This is a genomic window from Achromobacter piechaudii NBRC 102461, assembly GCF_001571245.1.
Classification (GTDB): Bacteria; Pseudomonadota; Gammaproteobacteria; order Burkholderiales; family Burkholderiaceae_B; genus Achromobacter; species Achromobacter piechaudii.
In genome coordinates this window covers 1-17,323 of the sequence record NZ_BCTK01000016.1, presented here as the reverse complement: position 1 = coordinate 17,323, position 17,323 = coordinate 1, and the positions used below count along the sequence as shown (strand labels likewise).

General features: G+C 64.0%; 15 protein-coding genes. 11 read left to right on the top strand and 4 right to left on the bottom strand.

Going from position 1 to position 17,323, the window contains the following annotated elements; all coding sequences use genetic code 11:
- Window positions 1-7: 7 nt before the first annotated feature.
- Window positions 8-1,201 carry an HlyD family secretion protein gene (locus API01S_RS27680; protein ID WP_061306654.1) on the top strand — a complete coding sequence of 398 codons (1,194 nt, stop codon included), beginning with the start codon at window positions 8-10 and terminating at the stop codon, window positions 1,199-1,201.
- Window positions 1,198-2,814 (top strand): DHA2 family efflux MFS transporter permease subunit, encoded by a 1,617-nt coding sequence (locus API01S_RS27675; RefSeq protein WP_006218515.1) that lies wholly within the window; start codon window positions 1,198-1,200, stop codon window positions 2,812-2,814. The genes API01S_RS27680 and API01S_RS27675 overlap by 4 nt, the downstream gene beginning before the upstream one ends.
- Window positions 2,815-2,893: 79 nt before the next feature.
- Here API01S_RS27675 and API01S_RS27670 read toward each other — a convergent pair whose 3' ends face one another.
- The 3 genes from API01S_RS27670 to API01S_RS27660 all read right to left on the bottom strand — a co-directional run bounded on the left by API01S_RS27670 (window position 2,894) and on the right by API01S_RS27660 (window position 6,639).
- Window positions 2,894-3,871 carry a hypothetical protein gene (locus API01S_RS27670; protein ID WP_006218514.1) on the bottom strand — a complete coding sequence of 326 codons (978 nt, stop codon included), beginning with the start codon at window positions 3,869-3,871 and terminating at the stop codon, window positions 2,894-2,896.
- A 35-nt stretch (window positions 3,872-3,906) separates the two neighbouring features.
- Window positions 3,907-4,974 (bottom strand): tartrate dehydrogenase, encoded by a 1,068-nt coding sequence (locus API01S_RS27665; RefSeq protein WP_050731015.1) that lies wholly within the window; start codon window positions 4,972-4,974, stop codon window positions 3,907-3,909.
- Window positions 4,975-5,103: 129 nt separating this feature from the next.
- Entirely contained in the window at window positions 5,104-6,639 is a 1,536-nt protein-coding gene (locus tag API01S_RS27660) for a helicase HerA-like C-terminal domain-containing protein (protein WP_061306653.1), read from the bottom strand.
- A gap of 161 nt (window positions 6,640-6,800) precedes the next feature.
- On the opposite strand from API01S_RS27660, the gene API01S_RS27655 reads away from it, so the two are divergent.
- From API01S_RS27655 to API01S_RS27625, 7 genes are all read left to right on the top strand, one after another.
- Entirely contained in the window at window positions 6,801-7,532 is a 732-nt protein-coding gene (locus API01S_RS27655) for a YebC/PmpR family DNA-binding transcriptional regulator (protein WP_061306652.1), read from the top strand.
- Between the two features lie 126 nt (window positions 7,533-7,658).
- Window positions 7,659-8,966: a phosphoribosylamine--glycine ligase gene (gene purD, locus API01S_RS27650; RefSeq protein ID WP_006218510.1), complete on the top strand. Its 1,308-nt coding sequence runs from the start codon at window positions 7,659-7,661 to the stop codon at window positions 8,964-8,966.
- Window positions 8,967-8,979: 13 nt separating this feature from the next.
- Complete coding sequence (gene hemF / locus API01S_RS27645; RefSeq protein ID WP_061306651.1) at window positions 8,980-9,891, top strand: oxygen-dependent coproporphyrinogen oxidase; 912 nt, start codon at window positions 8,980-8,982, stop codon at window positions 9,889-9,891.
- The gene (gene nadD / locus API01S_RS27640) at window positions 9,888-10,475 is read left to right on the top strand and encodes a nicotinate (nicotinamide) nucleotide adenylyltransferase (protein ID WP_061306650.1); all 588 of its coding nucleotides are present in this window, start codon (window positions 9,888-9,890) and stop codon (window positions 10,473-10,475) included. The genes hemF and nadD overlap by 4 nt, the downstream gene beginning before the upstream one ends.
- A 74-nt stretch (window positions 10,476-10,549) precedes the next feature.
- Window positions 10,550-10,954, top strand: a complete 405-nt coding sequence (rsfS, locus tag API01S_RS27635; RefSeq protein WP_050731014.1) for a ribosome silencing factor — start codon at window positions 10,550-10,552, stop codon at window positions 10,952-10,954.
- Between the two features lie 9 nt (window positions 10,955-10,963).
- Window positions 10,964-11,434, top strand: coding sequence for a 23S rRNA (pseudouridine(1915)-N(3))-methyltransferase RlmH (gene rlmH / locus API01S_RS27630; RefSeq protein ID WP_006218506.1), 471 nt, complete (start codon window positions 10,964-10,966; stop codon window positions 11,432-11,434).
- A 33-nt stretch (window positions 11,435-11,467) separates the two neighbouring features.
- Window positions 11,468-12,097, top strand: a complete 630-nt coding sequence (locus tag API01S_RS27625) for a Maf family protein (RefSeq protein WP_061306649.1) — start codon at window positions 11,468-11,470, stop codon at window positions 12,095-12,097.
- Between the two features lie 91 nt (window positions 12,098-12,188).
- Here API01S_RS27625 and API01S_RS27620 read toward each other — a convergent pair whose 3' ends face one another.
- Window positions 12,189-13,541: a dicarboxylate/amino acid:cation symporter gene (locus tag API01S_RS27620; protein WP_006218504.1), complete on the bottom strand. Its 1,353-nt coding sequence runs from the start codon at window positions 13,539-13,541 to the stop codon at window positions 12,189-12,191.
- A gap of 393 nt (window positions 13,542-13,934) precedes the next feature.
- Between API01S_RS27620 and API01S_RS27615 the strand changes: the two genes are divergently transcribed.
- Both API01S_RS27615 and API01S_RS27610 read left to right on the top strand, forming a co-directional pair.
- Complete coding sequence (locus API01S_RS27615) at window positions 13,935-15,797, top strand: sensor histidine kinase (RefSeq protein ID WP_006218503.1); 1,863 nt, start codon at window positions 13,935-13,937, stop codon at window positions 15,795-15,797.
- Between the two features lie 5 nt (window positions 15,798-15,802).
- Window positions 15,803-17,200 (top strand): sigma-54-dependent transcriptional regulator, encoded by a 1,398-nt coding sequence (locus API01S_RS27610; RefSeq protein WP_050731013.1) that lies wholly within the window; start codon window positions 15,803-15,805, stop codon window positions 17,198-17,200.
- Window positions 17,201-17,323: the final 123 nt, after the last annotated feature.

Genomic DNA, 17,323 nt, shown 5'->3' with positions numbered 1-17,323 from the left:
AGACGTCATGAACGCTGCCACTCCCACCACCAATCCCGCCCGCAAACGCCTCTTGCTGCTGGCCACCGGTGTCTTCATTCTCATCGCCATCGTCTACGGCATCTGGTGGGTGCTTTTCGGCGCCCACTTTGAAAGCACCGACGACGCCTACGTGCATGGCAACCTTGTGCAGATCACGCCGCAAGTGCCGGGCACCGTGATCGCCATCGAAGCCGACGACACGGAAACTGTCGCGGCAGGCCAGCCGTTGGTGCGGCTGGACCCCGCCGACACCGACGTGGCGTTGCAACAAGCGCAGGCCAAGCTGGCGCAGATGGTGCGCCAGGTCCGCACCTACTACGTCCAGAACGATGCACTAGCCGCCGACGTGGATCTGCGCAATGCCGACATCCTGCGCGCCCAGGCTGAACTGACCCGCGCACAAAGCGACGTGACCCGCCGCCAGCAATTGGCCAAGTCGGGCGGCGTCAGCGGTGAAGAGATCCTGCACGCGGAAGCTGCGCTGAAATCCGCGCAGTCCGGACTTGCCCAGGCCCGCGCGGCGCTGGCCGCCTCGCGCGCCAAGCTCGCGACCAATCAGGCGCTGACCCAAGGCACCACGGTGGCCAATCACCCCGACGTGCTGCAAGCCGCCGCCGGCCTGCGCAATGCCTGGCTGGCCCAGTCGCGCACCGTGTTGCCCGCGCCGGTGGGCGGCGTCATCGCCCGCCGCAGCGTGCAGGTGGGCCAGCGTGTGGCCCCCGGCAATGCGCTGATGACCGTGGTGCCGCTGGACCAGGTCTGGGTGGAAGCCAACTTCAAGGAAGGCCAACTGCGCAAGATGCGCATCGGCCAGCCGGTCAAGATGGTCGCCGACCTGTACGGCAGCTCGGTGGAGTATCACGGCAAGGTCGCGGGTCTGGATGCTGGCACCGGCAGCGCGTTCGCGCTCCTGCCTGCGCAGAACGCCACGGGCAACTGGATCAAGGTGGTGCAGCGCGTGCCCGTGCGCATTCTGCTCGACCCGGAAGACCTGAAGAAGCACCCGCTGCGTGTCGGTCTGTCGATGGACGTCGAAGTGGACGTCGGCCAGCAGGAAGGCGAAGGGCTGATGCAAGCCGTGCGCAATGAACCCGCCTGGTCGACGCGCGCCTTCGAGCCCGCGCACGACGACGTCGACGCCATGATCAAGAAAATCATCGACGACAACCTCGCATCATGAGCACGACCGCCCAGCCCGCGGGCGCTGGCGCGCCCCCCGTCGAACCCGCCCGCCCGCCGGGCACTCACCCGCCGCTGGAAGGCGCGGCCCGCATCATCGGGTCCATCGCGCTGTCCACGGCGGTGTTCATGAATGTGCTGGACACGTCGATCGCAAACGTGTCCATCCCCACCATCTCGGGCGACCTGGGCGTGAGCACCAGCCAAGGCACCTGGGTCATCACGTCGTTCGCGGTCGCCAACGCCATCACGGTGCCGCTGACCGGCTGGCTGACTCAGCGCTTCGGACAGGTGCGGCTGTTCCTGATTTCGACCTTGCTGTTCGTACTGGCGTCCTGGCTGTGCGGCTTCGCGCCATCGCTCGAAGCGCTGATCGCGTTTCGCGTGTTGCAGGGCGCGGTGGCCGGTCCGATGATCCCGCTGTCGCAGACCCTGATGCTGGCCAGCTTTCCGAAGTCGAAGGCGGGCATGGCGCTGGCGGTCTGGTCGATGACCACGCTGGTCGCGCCGGTGGCCGGGCCGCTGCTGGGCGGCTGGATTTCCGATAACTACACCTGGCCGTGGATCTTCTACATCAACGTGCCCGTGGGTCTCTTGGCCGCATGGATCAGCTGGCGCATCTACGGCAACCGCGAATCGGTCACGCGCAAGCTGCCCATCGACAAACTCGGGCTGGTGCTGCTGGTCGTCTGGGTCGGCGCGTTGCAGATCATGCTGGACAAGGGCAAGGAGCTGGATTGGTTCGCCAGCCCCACCATCATCTTGCTGGCGGCGACTGCCTTCGTGGCTTTCGTGTTCTTCCTGATCTGGGAGCTGACCGACGCCCACCCCGTGGTGGACCTGCGACTGTTCAAGGTCCGCAACTTCACGGTCGGCGCGCTGACGCTGGCGGTGGCCTATGGCGTGTTCTTCGGCAACGTGGTGCTGTTGCCCTTATGGCTGCAAAGCAACATGGGCTACACCGCCACCTATGCCGGCATGGTGACGGCGCCGGTGGGCTTGCTGGCCATCCTGCTGACCCCGATCGTGGGCAAGATGCTGGCCACCCGCGACCCGCGCCAGATCGTGACGGTGGCGTTCCTGATCTTTGCGCTGGTGTGTTTCATGCGCTCCGGTTTCAACACGCAGACCGACGTACGCACGCTGATGCTGCCCACCATCATCCAGGGCGCGGCGATGGCGGCGTTCTTCGTGCCGCTGACGTCCATCACGCTGTCCAGCATCGAGCCGTGGCGCATTCCCGCTGCGTCGGGCCTGTCGAACTTCCTGCGGCTGACGGCCGGCGCCTTCGGCACCTCGATCGCCACCACGCTATGGGAAAACCGCGCGACCATGCATCATGCGCAGTTGACCGAAATCGCCAAGCCGGGCCAGCAGGCGTTTGACCAGACGGTCGCGACGCTGCAAAACGGCATGGGCATGTCGCATCAACAAGCCTTGAGCATGGTCGACGGCCTGATCAATGCGCAGGCCTTCACGATGTCAGCGGTCGACGTGTTCTATGCGTCGGCCGTGATCTTCCTGATGTTGACGGGCCTGGTATGGTTTGCACGCCCCCGCTCGGCCAAGTCGGGCGACGGCGGCGCGGCCGAAGCGGCGGCGGGCGCTCACTGAGGCAAGCCGTCCGAACAGCAAAATGGGCGCCAGCGAAATCGCTGGCGCCCATTTTTTTTGGCCGACCGTTCAGCAACGGCTATTGCATGTCCAGCGCGTCTTGCTTCAAGAATGCCTGCCAATCGCGCCGTTCGATGATGTCGGACGACAAGGCGCTGACGGGCGATAGATTGAACACCGACACGCCGCGCGTCCGCCATTGCGCGGCGGCAAAGCGGAACGAGGGTTCGATCAGATGCGCGAAATTGCGGGTCAGGCGGCTGGTCTGAGGCCGGCCGCCTTCGTCGTAGAAGCGCATCCCGTTCTGCACGGTCAGGTCCAGCCCGTGCACGAACACCTGGCGGGCGCCGCCCGACACCAACACCTGCAAAGCGGCATAGGCCACGGTGTCGGCGTCGAACACGCCCAGCGACGCGTCGAAGCTGTAGCCCAGGCCCTGCTTTGCATCCAGCAATTGCACGTCGGGCGTGGCGGCGGCGATCCGCTTGAGCACGGCGGGGGCCGCGCTGCGCTGGTAGGCGCGCTCGGAAATCATTTCGATGATGCAGATGCGGCAACGGATCTGGTCTTGCGGAATGCCCTGCATGATGTAGCGCAGTACTTCCGGAAAGACATAAAGCGTCAGGTCGCGGGAGACGATTTCGCGCACCAGCGCGATGCGCTCGCGCACGAAATTCTGGTCGATGATGCAGTAGTACTTGAACGGCAGATCGAACTTGCGGGCCAGCGCGATCGCGCCATTCACGCCCATCGCCACCCGTATGTCGAGCTGGTCGTAGGGAATCTGGGCGACCGACGGGCCGCTCAGGATCAGGTGCACCGTGTCATCGGCGGGGTCGTACCCTTCCGAAAGCGGCGTCAAGGGCAGCGAGCGGCCAAATGCGCGGAACCCGCAGATGGCCCCCGACCGGTCGCGCCAGATACGCACGAACGGCCACAGGTGCTGGTTGTGCCGTTGCGTGCGCGAACGCAGCAAACGGAACAGCTTGCGCACAAAGCGGTCGGCACGGCCACCGCCCACGTGGGCGGCAGAGGTGGAGGAGATTGAATGTTCCATCAACTAGCCTGATTGGCCGTACCCGCTGAATGCATTCAACCAGCCGAGATCAGCGACGCAATTGCGTTGCCGACGTCGACGGTCGACGCGGTGCCCTTCATATCCCGTGTGCGCGGACCATCCGCCAACACGGTTTCGATCGCCTTGACCACCGCCTCCGAGGCCTGGGGGTAACCCAGGAAATCAAGCATCAACGCCCCGCTCCAGATCTGCCCGATCGGGTTGGCGATGCCCTTGCCGTAAATGTCCGGCGCCGAACCGTGGACCGGCTCGAACAAGGACGGAAACTTGCGCTCGGGATTCAGGTTCGCCGACGGGGCGATACCGATCGTGCCCGTGCAAGCCGGTCCCAGGTCGGAAAGAATGTCGCCGAACAAATTGGAAGCCACCACCACGTCGAACCAATCCGGATGCTGCACGAAATGCGCGCACAGGATATCGATGTGATATTTGTCCCAACGCACGTCAGGATAGTTCCCGGCCATTTCGGCAACCCGCTCATCCCACCACGGCATCGAAATCGAAATGCCGTTGGATTTGGTGGCGGCGGTCAGGTGCTTGCCGCGCTTTTGGGCAAGTTCGAACGCAAACTTCAGCACGCGTTCCGCACCGATGCGCGTGAACACGCTTTCCTGGATGACGACTTCGCGCTCGGTGCCTTCGAACAGGCGGCCACCGCTGTTGGAGTATTCGCCTTCCGTGTTTTCGCGGACGATGAAGAAATCGATGTCGCCCGGCTTGCGGTCGGCAAGCGGGGACGGCACGCCAGGCATCAGGCGCACCGGTCGCAAATTGATGTATTGATCAAATTCACGACGGAATTTGAACAGCGAGCCCCACAGCGCCTCGTGGTCGGGCACGGTGGCGGGCCAGCCGATCGAGCCGAAGAAAATCGCCTCGTGTTGTCCGATCTGCGCCTTCCAGTCGTCCGGCATCATCTTGCCGTGCTGGGCGTAATAGTCGCAGCTCCAGTCGAAATGATCCCATTGGAATTCGATGCCGAACCGCGTTGCCACGGCGTCAAGCACCTTCAAGCCTTCGGGAACGACCTCCTTGCCAATCCCGTCCCCTGGAATCACCGCAATCTTGTGTTTCTTAGCCACCACGTTTCCTTGTGTTTTCCTTTGATAGACCGCCCAGAATCATAGGCATAAACGGCCCACGCGCAATACCCCCCGTTACAAAACGGTGAGGTCGCACGAGGACCGATATGACCGAGGACGATGAACGTATCAGCGCCGGGTCTTGGAGCCCAGCAGCGACCCGAGGATGCCACGGGTAAGTTCACGCGCGATGGAGCGGGCGGTGCTTTTGGCCATGGTCTGGACAACTCCGTCACGCTTTCCGCCGCGAGGGCCCGTCGAGCCGAACAGCACGTCGTTCAAACGGCCCATCAGGCCGCCGCCCGAATCCTGGGATGGCGCGGCGGCATCGCCCCCGGCCTGCCCGCCCGGCACGTCGCGGGCGCCGCCAGACGGGTCAGCGGGAACCGCCGCGCGCCGGGCCAGGACCTCGTAGGCGGATTCCCGGTCGATGGCGGTTTCGTATTTGGCGGCCATCGGGCTGGCGTTGCGCAACTGCTGGCGTTCGGTGTCGGTCGCCGGGCCGATGCGGCTGGCCGGCGGCACGATGTAAGCCCGTTCGGTCGGCATCGGGCGACCCTTGGCGTCCAGCAATGACACCAGCGCCTCGCCGACACCCAGCTCGGTAATTGCCGCTTCGATATCCAGCCCGGGGTTGGGCCGCATCGTCTGCGCCGCGGTCTTGACCGCCTTCTGATCGCGCGGGGTGAAAGCACGCAGGGCGTGCTGCACGCGATTGCCCAACTGGCCCAGGACGGTGTCGGGAATGTCCAGCGGATTCTGGGTCACGAAGTAAACCCCGACGCCCTTGGAGCGGACTAGCCGCACCACCTGCTCGATCTTGTTCAGCAGCGCGGGCGGCGCGTCGTTGAACAGCAGGTGCGCTTCGTCGAAGAAAAAAACCAGCTTGGGCTGGTCCATGTCGCCCACTTCGGGCAGCTTTTCGTAAAGGTCGGCGAGCAGCCAGAGCAGGAAGATGGCGTACAGGCGCGGCGCCTGCATCAGCTTGTCGGCGGCCAGCACGTTGACCATGCCCCGGCCCTGGGCGTCGGTGCGCATCAGGTCGGCAACATCGAGCATGGGTTCGCCGAAGAACTTTTCGGCGCCTTGCGATTCCAGCGCCAGCAGGCCGCGTTGAATCGCCCCCACGCTGGCGGACGACACATTGCCATAACGCGTCTTGAGCTCGGCGGAGCGGTCCGCCACGTTTTGCAGCATGGCGCGCAGATCCTTGAGGTCCAGCAGCAACTGGCCCTCGTCGTCCGCCACCTTGAATACCAGGGTCAGCACCCCTTCCTGCGTGTCGTTCAATTCCAGGATGCGCGACAGCAGCAGCGGCCCCATGTCGGTAATGGTTGCCCGCACCGGCAGGCCCTGCTCGCCGAATACGTCCCATAGCGTGACCGGGCTGGCCGACCAGGCCGGCTCTTCCAGGCCCAGGCTCTTGAGCCGCTCGGCCAGCTTGGGGCTGGCCGTTCCTGCCTGCGAAATGCCAGTCAGGTCGCCCTTGACGTCCGCCATGAAAACCGGCGTTCCGATGCGCGAAAAGGATTCGGCCAGTACTTGCAGGGTGACGGTCTTACCGGTGCCCGTGGCTCCGGTGATGCAACCATGCCGGTTGGCCAGGGCGGGCAGCAGCGCCAACTCGGTCTGCGCGTTCTTGGCTATGACGATGGGGTTGGGCATGAGCGACGCTCCGGGACCAGGAAGCTAAAGAATGCCCAAGTGTAGAGCCTGCCGCGTGGCTTGTGCGCGTGGCAATATCGACACAGGCGGACACGCCCCGGGCGCTATGGCCGCTGGCACGGTAAAATGCCTTTTTTGCAGACAATTTATCCTGGGAAGCCATGGCCGGACACAGCAAATGGGCCAATATTCAGCACCGCAAAGGGCGCCAAGACGCCAAGCGCGGAAAGCTCTGGACCAAGATCATTCGTGAAATTACCGTGGCGGCGCGCGCCGGCGGCCCCGACCCGGACAGCAATCCGCGCTTGCGCATGGCCTGGGACAAGGCGACCGACGCCAACATGCCCAAGGACAACATCCAGCGCGCCATCCAGCGTGGCGCCGGCGGCGCCGACGGCGATGCCTACGAGGAAGTCCGCTACGAAGGCTACGGCATCGGCGGCGCGGCAGTCATCGTCGACTGCATGACCGACAACCGCACCCGCACCGTGGCCGAAGTTCGCCACGCATTCGCCAAGAACGGCGGCAACCTGGGCCAGGAAGGCTCGGTCGCCTTCATGTTCAAGCATTGCGGCCAATTCCTGTTCGCCCCCGGCACGCCCGAAGACAAGGTCATGGAAGCCGCTCTGGATGCCGGCGCCGAAGACGTGACGACCGACGAAGAAGGCGTGATCGAAGTCGTTTGCGCGCCGGCCGACTACGCCGCCGTGCGCAAGGCTTTCGACGAGGCCGGCTTGAAAGCCGAAGTCGACGGCATCGTCATGAAGGCCCTGAACGAAACCGAGCTGGCCGGCGAAGACGCCATCAAGATGCAAAAACTGCTCGACGCCCTGGAAGGCCTGGACGACGTGCAGGAAGTCTATACGACCGTCATTTTCGACGAAGCGCAGTAAACCCCACGGGTCCGGCGCGTCGACGGCTCCGGCCGCCGGCACGCCGGAATATGAATCGGCCCCGGGCTGTCCCGGGTCCGTCGCCTTCTCCACGGGCTAGAGTGGCAACCTTCAGAATCACGCAACATGAAACTCCTGGTAATTGGCTCGGGCGGCCGCGAACATGCCCTCGCCTGGCGGCTGGCCCGCTCCCCGCGCGTACACAAAGTGTTCGTCGCGCCGGGTAACGGCGGTACGCAACGAGCCGAGCAGATGGAAAACATCCCGCTCACCAATGCCGAGGAGCTGGCCGATTTCGTCCAGCGCGAAGGGATCGCCCTGACGGTCGTCGGGCCCGAAGCGCCTTTGGCCTCGGGCGTCGTGGACGTCTTTCGCGCACGCGGCCTGAAGATCTTTGGCCCCACCAAGGCCGCCGCGCAGCTGGAAAGCTCGAAGGACTACGCCAAGGCCTTCATGGTCCGGCACAACATCCCGACCGCACGCTACGCCACCTTCACCGACCCGGTCCAGGCGCATGCCTACATCGACCAGGAAGGCGCCCCCATTGTCATCAAGGCCGATGGCCTGGCTGCCGGCAAGGGCGTCGTGGTCGCGGCCACGCTGGAAGAGGCGCACGCCGCCGTTGACGCCATGCTGGGCGATGGCTCGATGGGCGCCGCTGGCGCGCGCGTGGTCATCGAAGAATGCCTGGTGGGCGAAGAAGCCAGCTTCATCGTCATGTGCGATGGCCGCAACGTGTTGGCGCTGGCGACCAGCCAGGACCACAAGCGCCTGCAGGATGGCGACCAGGGTCCGAACACGGGCGGCATGGGCGCGTATTCGCCCGCGCCCATCGTCACGCCGGAACTGCACCACCGCATCATGCGCGAAATCATCCTGCCGACCGTGCAGGGCATGACGCGCGACGGCATTCCGTACACCGGCTTCCTGTACGCCGGCCTGATGATCGCCCCGGGCGATGATCCCGACCGCGAAATCAAGACGCTGGAATTCAACTGCCGCATGGGTGACCCGGAAACGCAGCCGATCATGATGCGCGTCAAGAGCGACCTGCTGGACGCCCTTGAACACGCCGTGGACGGCACGTTGAACCAGGCCGACATCGTCTGGGACCGCCGCACCGCGCTGGGCGTGGTGCTGGCCTCGCACAACTATCCGAACACGCCGCGCACGGGCGACGTCATCCGCGGCCTGCCCGCCGACGCCGAAGATTGCATGGTCTTTCACGCCGCCACCGAACTGGTCGGCGACGAAACCAAGACCACCGGTGGCCGCGTGCTGTGCGTGACGGCCCTGGGCGACTCGGTCAAGATGGCCCGCGACCGCGTGTACGAAGCCATCGACGGCATCCATTTCGATGGTCGCCAGTACCGCAGCGACATCGGCTGGCGCGCGCTCAAGCCGTCGCAACAAAAGCCCAAGTCCAACGCGTAACCGAAAGCCGCCGATGAACGCCTTGCCCGTCGCCACTGTCCGCGATTACCTCACCGGCCTGCAGGCCCGCATCGTCCAGGCGCTGGAAGCCGCGGAAGGCGGCCCTTTCCGCGCCGACGAATGGGTCCGGCCGGAAGGCGGCGGCGGCTTGTCGCGGCTGCTGGAAGGCGGCACGCTGTTCGAGCGCGCGGGCGTGCTGTTCAGCCATGTCAAAGGCACGAAACTGCCACCGTCCGCCAGCGCGCATCGCCCGGAACTTGCCGGCCGAGCCTGGGAGGCGATGGGTGTGTCGATGGTCCTGCACCCGCGCAACCCCTACGTGCCCACCACGCACATGAATGTGCGCATGTTTGTGGCGGCGGCTCGCCCCGGGCATGACGAAGCCGACATCTTCTGGTTTGGCGGCGGCATAGACCTCACGCCCTACTACCCGTTCGAGGAAGACGCTCGCCATTTCCATACGGTCTGCCGTGACGCGCTGGCCAGCCATGGCCCCGAGTACTACCCGCGCTACAAGCGCTGGTGCGACGAATACTTCTTCCTGAAGCACCGCAACGAAACGCGCGGCATCGGCGGCGTGTTCTTCGACGACCTGAACGCGCCCGGCTTTGATGCTTCTTTCGCGTTGACCCGTTCCGTGGGCGACGCGTTCCTGGACAGCTATCTGCCTATCGTCGAACGCCGGCGCGGCTTGGCCTACACCGAACGCGAACGCGACTTCCAGGCCTACCGCCGTGGACGCTATGTGGAATTCAATCTGGTGTTCGACCGTGGCACGCTGTTCGGGCTGCAATCGGGCGGCCGGACAGAATCCATTCTGCTGTCGATGCCTCCCATGGCGCAATGGCGCTACGACTGGCATCCCGAACCGGGTACGCCCGAAGCCGAGCTTGCCCCCTACCTGACACCGCGGGACTGGGTTTGAAGCGCATCGGTCTCCTGGGCGGCAGCTTCGACCCCGTCCACGTCGCTCACGTTGCGCTGGCGCAAAACGCGCTGTCCACGCTGGAGCTGGCCGCCGTGGAGCTGATCCCCGCAGGCAACCCGTGGCAACGCGCCGCCTTGCATGCCACCGGCGAACAGCGCCGCGACATGCTTGAATTGGCCATCGGCGGCCACGACGGCCTGCTCGTCAACCCCATCGAAATCGAACGCGACGGCCCCACTTACACCATCGACACGCTGCGCGCCCTGCCCTCGGACGCCCGCTATGTCTGGCTGCTGGGCGCCGACCAACTTGCCAATTTCTGCACGTGGCGCAACTGGCGCGACATCGCCAGCCTGGTGGATCTGGCCGTGGCTACCCGTCCCGGCACCGCGCTGACGCCGCCTGCGGAGTTAAGCGCGTGGTTGCACGAACAAGGCCACCAGCTGGAAGAACTGCCCTTTGCCCCGATGGCGGTGTCCGCGTCCGACATCCGCCGTCGCCTGGCCGCGGGCGAACCCACGGACGGCCTGCTGGCCCCGCCTGTCGCCGCCTATATTGCGGCGCACCAACTTTACCGATAAACCCACACCCGCCCGGCGCTGAACGCGCCACGGAGCCGGCATCCGCCGACCGTCCGCGGGTTATATTTGCAGCTATGGATATAACGAAACTCCAACGCGCCGTCATCGATGCCCTCGAAGACGTCAAGGCGCAAGACATCAAGGTCTACAACACCACGCATCTGACGAGCTTGTTCGATCGCGTCGTGATTGCCAGTGCCACCTCCAACCGCCAAACCCGGGCCCTGGCTTCCAGCGTCGCCGACCGAGGCCGCTCTCTGGAACTGACCGGCATCACCATCGAAGGCGAAGACACCGGTGAATGGGTCGTCGTCGACTTGGGCGATGTGGTCGTGCACATCATGCAGCCCGCCATCCGCCAGTACTACAACCTGGAAGAAATCTGGGGCGGCAAGCCGGTCCGTGTGAAGCTGTTGCCCGAGTCGACCCGGGTCGCCCCCATCCCGACCGACAACGGCTACGACGAAGACGAAGCCTGAGTTCCAGCCGTGAAACTGATCGTTGCCGCGGTGGGAACGCGCATGCCGGACTGGGTGGAGACCGCCTGGGCCGACTATGCCAAGCGCCTGCCCGCCGATTGCGCGCTTGAACTGCGCGAGATCAAGCCCGAACCGCGCACCACCGGAAAAACGCCCGCCCAGATGATGGCCGCCGAGGCCAAGCGTATCGAGGCCGCGCTGCCTCCGGGCGCGCTGCGCCTGGCGCTGGACGAGCGCGGCCGCGACCTGACCACCATGGCCTTGTCGCAAAAACTGGAACAATGGCGCGCGGGCGGCCAGGACGTCGCTTTCCTGGTCGGCGGCCCGGACGGGCTGGATGCCGACCTGAAGGCGTCATGCAGCGGACAACTGCGTTTGTCGTCGCTGACGCTGCCTCATCCGATGGTTCGCGTGGTACTGGCCGAGCAGCTCTATCGCGCGTGGGCCATCATGACCAATCATCCCTACCACCGCGCCTGACCGCTGGCCGGGCGGCGCCCCACTTGTTTACGCATGACTCACATCGCAGACACCGACGCCCCGCCCGCCCGCCTTTACCTGGCCTCGGCCAGCCCGAGACGGCGTGAATTGCTGACGCAGATCGGCCTGGCGCACGAAGTCCTGCTCGTACCCGCCCCGCCGGGCGAAGACGAACCCCAACACGACGGCGAGAGCGCCAGCGACTATGTGCGGCGCACCGCCCGCGACAAGGCGCTGCGCGGACGCGACTGGATGCGCGCGCAGTCACTTGCCGAACTGCCGCTTCTGGCGGCCGATACCACGGTCATTCTCGATGGCGCGGTGTTGGGCAAGCCCGCCGACCGCGAAGACGCCATGCGCATCCTGCGCGCGCTGTCAGGCTCGGTTCACGAGGTGCATACCGCCGTGGCCGTTTGCGCCGCAGGTGAGCAATTGCTTGAGGCGGTGTCGATTACCCAGGTCCACATGCGCGAATTGAGCGACGACGAAATCGGCCGCTATTGCGATAGCGGCGAGCCCTTCGGCAAGGCGGGCGCGTATGGCATCCAGGGTCTGGCGGGCACCTTCATCTCGCACATTTCCGGCAGCTATACGGGTGTGATGGGCTTGCCGCTGTTTGAAACGTCCAATCTGCTGCGCAGCGCTGGCATTCCGATCCCCTGAACGGGATCCTGCATTCTGCTTTCTGCATAAGAAAATCCCCCGACATCGAATTCGATGCCGGGGGATTTTTTATCCGAGCCTTGCCAGGTGATCAGGCAGAGTGGCTGATGGCAGCCCGCGAGTCAGGGGCAGGCATATCGCCCAGCGGTTCCGTCGCAGTTGCTTGGCCGTCCAACGCGGCATGCAGCTGTTCCTGATCCAGCTCGCCTTCCCAGCGCGCCACCACGACGGCGGCGGTGGCGTTACCCACCAGGTTGGTCAAGGCGCGGCATTCGGACATGAAGCGGTCCACGCCCAGGATCAGCGTCATCCCGGCGATCGGCACCGACGGCACCACGGACAAGGTGGCGGCCAGGGTGATGAAGCCCGCGCCCGTCACGCCCGCTGCGCCCTTGGAACTGAGCATCGCCACGGCCAGCAACAGAATCTGATCGCCCAGCGACAAGGGGATGTCGCACGCCTGCGCGATGAACAGCGCGGCCATGGTCATGTAGATATTGGTGCCGTCCAGGTTGAACGAATAGCCGGTGGGCACCACCAGACCAACCACCGACTTCGAACAGCCAGCGCGTTCCATCTTCTGCATCAGGGTGGGCAAGGCGGCTTCCGACGAGCTCGTACCCAGCACCAGCAGCAGCTCTTCGCGGATGTAGCGCACCAGCTTCAGAATCGAAAAACCGTTGTAGCGCGCGACCAGACCCAGCACCACGACGACGAACAGCACCGAGGTCGCGTAGAACGTGCCCACCAGCATGGCCAGGTTCACGACCGACTTGATGCCGTACTTGCCGATCGTGAATGCCATCGCGCCGAACGCGCCAATGGGAGCAGCCTTCATCAAGATGGCGACCAGCTTGAAGATGGGCTGGGCCAGGGCCGTCATGAAGTTGAGGATCGGCTTGCCGCGTTCACCGACCATCGCCAGCGCAATGCCGAACAGCACGGCCACGAACAGCACCTGAAGAATGTCTCCGCCCACGAACGGGCTGAAGATCGTCGTCGGGATGATGTTCATCAGGAAGCCGGTGATGGTCGAGTCGTGCGCTTTCGCCACGAAATTCGCCACGGCCTTCTGGTCCAGGGTGCTGGGGTCAATGTGCATGCCCGCGCCCGGCTGCACGATGTGGCTGACGATCATACCGATGATCAACGCCAGGGTCGAAAAAGTCAGGAAGTACAGCATCGCCTTGCCGGCCACGCGCCCGACCTTCTTCAGGTCGCTCATGGCGGCGATGCCCGATGCAACCGTCAGGAAAATCACGGGCGCGATGATCATCTTGACCAGCTTGATGAATGCGTCGCCCAGCGGCTGCATCTGCTGCCCGAGTTCAGGCTTGAACGCGCCCAGCAGCACCCCGATCACGATGGCGAAAATTACCTGCACATACAGGATTTGATGGAACTTGAGCTTGCGCGCGGGCGCGCCTTGATCTACGTCGATCATCGGGATTTGTCCCCACCAATGCCCCTAGCCTTGAGCGATTAAGCGCAGCGGGCGACGGAGCGTTTTCTGTTTTATGGCAATGCGCAGTGGACGCACGCCGATTTCACCGCACGCAGGTCGCGCATCGGCTTACCGGTCTATATGCAAGACCCGTGCCAGCGGGTTTGCGCAGCGCGAAACAGAGGCAAGTCTTTGATAATTCTTGGATTTTTCCGAAGGAATGCACCCGACGGGCGACCAGATGAGCGGAAAGCCACACAAAAGCGGGATAGAATGTGCGGAAACCCGCACACCATGTCCAAGCCGCCCTCCTCCTTTCCATCCCAGTCAAGCCCGTCGTCGTCTGGCGCGCTGCTGCCGCGCAGGTCCAGAGGGTCCTGGCGTGCGCGCGCATTGCTGATATTGATCGCCGTTGCCGTGGTCGCGGGGGTGCTGCAAGTTGCCACGAATTGGGCGCGCGAAACCGCGCTCAAAAACGCCACCGTCCAGGCCCGCAGTGCCGGCCAGATCAACGCGGCGCTGCTGCGGAACAACCTGGACAAATTCCGCGCGCTGCCCTTCGTCCTGACGCGCGACGTGGATGTTCGCGCCGTGCTGCAAGGCGCCACCACCACCCAGATCGAATCGCTGGATGACAAACTCGACACGCTTACGCGTGGCGTTGGCGCTTCGGCGATCTATCTGCTGGACAAGACGGGACTGGCGATAGCCGCCAGCAACTGGCGCGAGCCCGCCACGTTCGTCGGGGTGGATTATCAGTTTCGACCTTATTTTCAAGGCGCTGTCGAGCGCGGCTGGGCCGAGCATTTTGCATTGGGCACGATCAGCCACGAAGCCGGGCTGTACCTGTCTCGTCGCGTGGACGATGCTCGCGGCGCCATGTTGGGCGTGATCGTCCTGAAGGTGGATTTCCGCGATATTGAATCCGACTGGCGGCAATCCAGCGCGCCCATCTTCGTGACCGACGAGCACGGCGTAGTGCTGCTGGGCAGTGTGGCGGACTGGCGCTTTGACGTCCTTGCGCCGCTCACGGCTGATTTGGCGCAGACCTTGCGCACCAGCCTTCAATTCGGTGATGCGCGTTTTCAGACCTTGCCGCTGACCCCGCCCCTGTCGTTGATTAGCGATGGCGATTTGGTCCACCTCGACGAGGCCCTGCCGCAAGTTCCAAAAGGTGCGCCGCTGCTGCACACGACGCTGCCGATTGCCGAGTCGGCGGGTTGGACGCTGCATCTGTTGTCGCCCGTGCAGGCAGCGATGAACCAAGCGACCGCGAACGCGCAACTGGCCGCTCTGCTGGCGCTCAGTCTGTCGGCCGCCGCCATCGGCCTTGTGCTCTACCGCCGTCAACGCAATCGCGAGCAAGCCGAACAGCACGCCGCCATCCAGGCGCAGTTGGCCGCATTGGTGGGAGAGCGCACGGCCCAACTGAGCGAGGTCAATGAGCAACTGATGGACGAGATGGACGAACGGCAACGCGCCGAAGCGCGTCTGCACACGATGCAGGACGAGTTGGTGCAGGCGAGCAAACTGGCGCTGCTGGGTCAGGTCGCTGCTGGCGTTGCGCACGAAATCAATCAGCCCGTTGCCGCCATCCGCGCCTATGCGGACAACGCCACCGAATTTCTGCGGCGCGAGGATGTGAACGCCGTGCACGAAAATCTGGGCACGATTGCCACGCTGACCGAGCGTATCGGTCATATCACTGGCGAACTGCGCGCGTTTTCGCGCAAGGCGGGGGCATCGGTCGGCCCCACCAGCCTGAAAGACGCCATGGACGGTGCGCTGCTGCTAGTCGGCCCTCGGGCCCGCAGGCAAGGGGTCACCGTTGTGCGACGCCCTGACGACCTGGACGTGATGGTCCGCGCTGACCGTATCCGCTTGGAGCAGGTGTTGGTGAATCTGCTGCAAAACGCAATGGAGGCGCTGGAAAATATCAGCGACGGCCGCGTGCTTGTGGTGCTGCAAGACCTGGGCGCGACAGTCCGGCTCTACGTCAACGACAACGGTCCTGGCCTGGCTGGCGATACGCGCGCGCGCCTTTTCACGCCTTTCTACACGACGAAACCGGAAGGTCTCGGCCTGGGCCTGGTTATCTGCCGCGACATCGTCGCCGAGTTCGGCGGCGAGCTGTTGGCTGCGAATCCCGACGACCCTGCGTTTGCGCCCATTCCTGGCGCCCAGGGCGGCGCCACGTTCATTCTCACATTACGAAAGGCCCCCGCCGCGAATTCCTGGCCGGCCACATCGCCATGATCCGTATGCCCGACACCTACCCAGATTCCACCGCGCAGCCTGAAGATCGCGCGCCGGCCCCGCCGCATGTCGTCTTTATCGACGACGATGAAGAGCTGCGCCGCGCCAATGTCCAGACGCTGAAACTACACGGCATGACGGTTGATGCCTATGGCTCCGCGCGCTCTGCGCTGCCTGCCTTGCACCGAGGCTTTGAAGGCGTCGTCGTCACGGATATCCGCATGCCCGATATCGATGGCGTGCAGCTGTTCCACCGTCTGCGCGACTTGGATCCCGAGCTGCCGGTCATTCTCATCACCGGTCATGGAGATATCGCTACTGCGGTGCAATGCATGCGTGACGGCGCCTACGATTTCCTGGCCAAACCCTACGCGCCAGATCGGCTGACTACCGCGATCCTGCATGCGGCCGAAAAGCGCCGGCTGGTGTTGGAAAATCGCCGGCTGCGCGAAGCGGCGTTTACGGTCGAGGCGGACGAAGTGCCATTCATTGGCACGACGCCGGCGATGCAACGCATCAAGGAAACGCTGCGCCACATTGCGGACGCAAACGTAGACGTGCTGGTGGAAGGCGAAACGGGTACGGGCAAGGAAGTCGTCGCCACCGCGCTGCACCGGTTGAGTCGCCGCCGGCATCACGCGCTGGTGGCAATCAATTGTGGAGCGCTGCCGGAAAGCGTCATCGAAAGCGAATTGTTCGGCCATGAACCTGGCGCTTTTACGGGCGCGCAGAAGAAGCGCATCGGCCGTATCGAACACGCCAGCGGTGGAACCTTGTTCCTGGACGAGATCGAAAGCATGCCCTTGGCGGTGCAGGTCAAGCTGCTGCGGGTGCTTGAATCCCGCCAGATCACGCCGCTGGGCAGCAATGAGGTGCGCAATCTGGACCTGCGGGTAGTGGCAGCGACCAAGGAAGACCTGGGCGATCCGGCCATCCGCGGAAAATTTCGTGAAGATCTTTTCTACCGACTCAATGTCGTCACGATCCGTATTCCGCCTTTGCGCGAACGCCGAGACGACATCCCGCTTCTGTTTGCGCATTATCTTGGCCATGCATCGCGCCGCTTCCAACGCGATATTCCTGACATGCCCGCTTCGATCAATCAGTATGTGATGTCGCACGACTGGCCGGGCAATGTACGAGAGCTTGCGCACTTCGCCGAACGGTTGGTGCTGGGCGTGCTGGACGCTCCAGCAGCCCCTCACGCTTCTGTATTGCGTAATACTCAAAGCCTGCCCGAACGCATGGAGCAGTTTGAAGCACAGCTGATCCGTGACGCGCTTCAAGCCCACCAAGGAGACATCAAGGCAACATTGGAGTCGCTGGGGATCCCACGCAAAACCTTCTACGACAAACTGCAGCGCCATGGTATCGACCGCCAACAATATCTGCCCAACGGGTAGTGAAAGCAGCGAGAGCTAAACAAAAAAGCCTCGCGGCGTGAGCCGCGAGGCTTTTCTTTATCAATTCATAGCGGCATTGCTCATTACAGGGCAATGCGCAAACCAACACAAAAACAAATCACC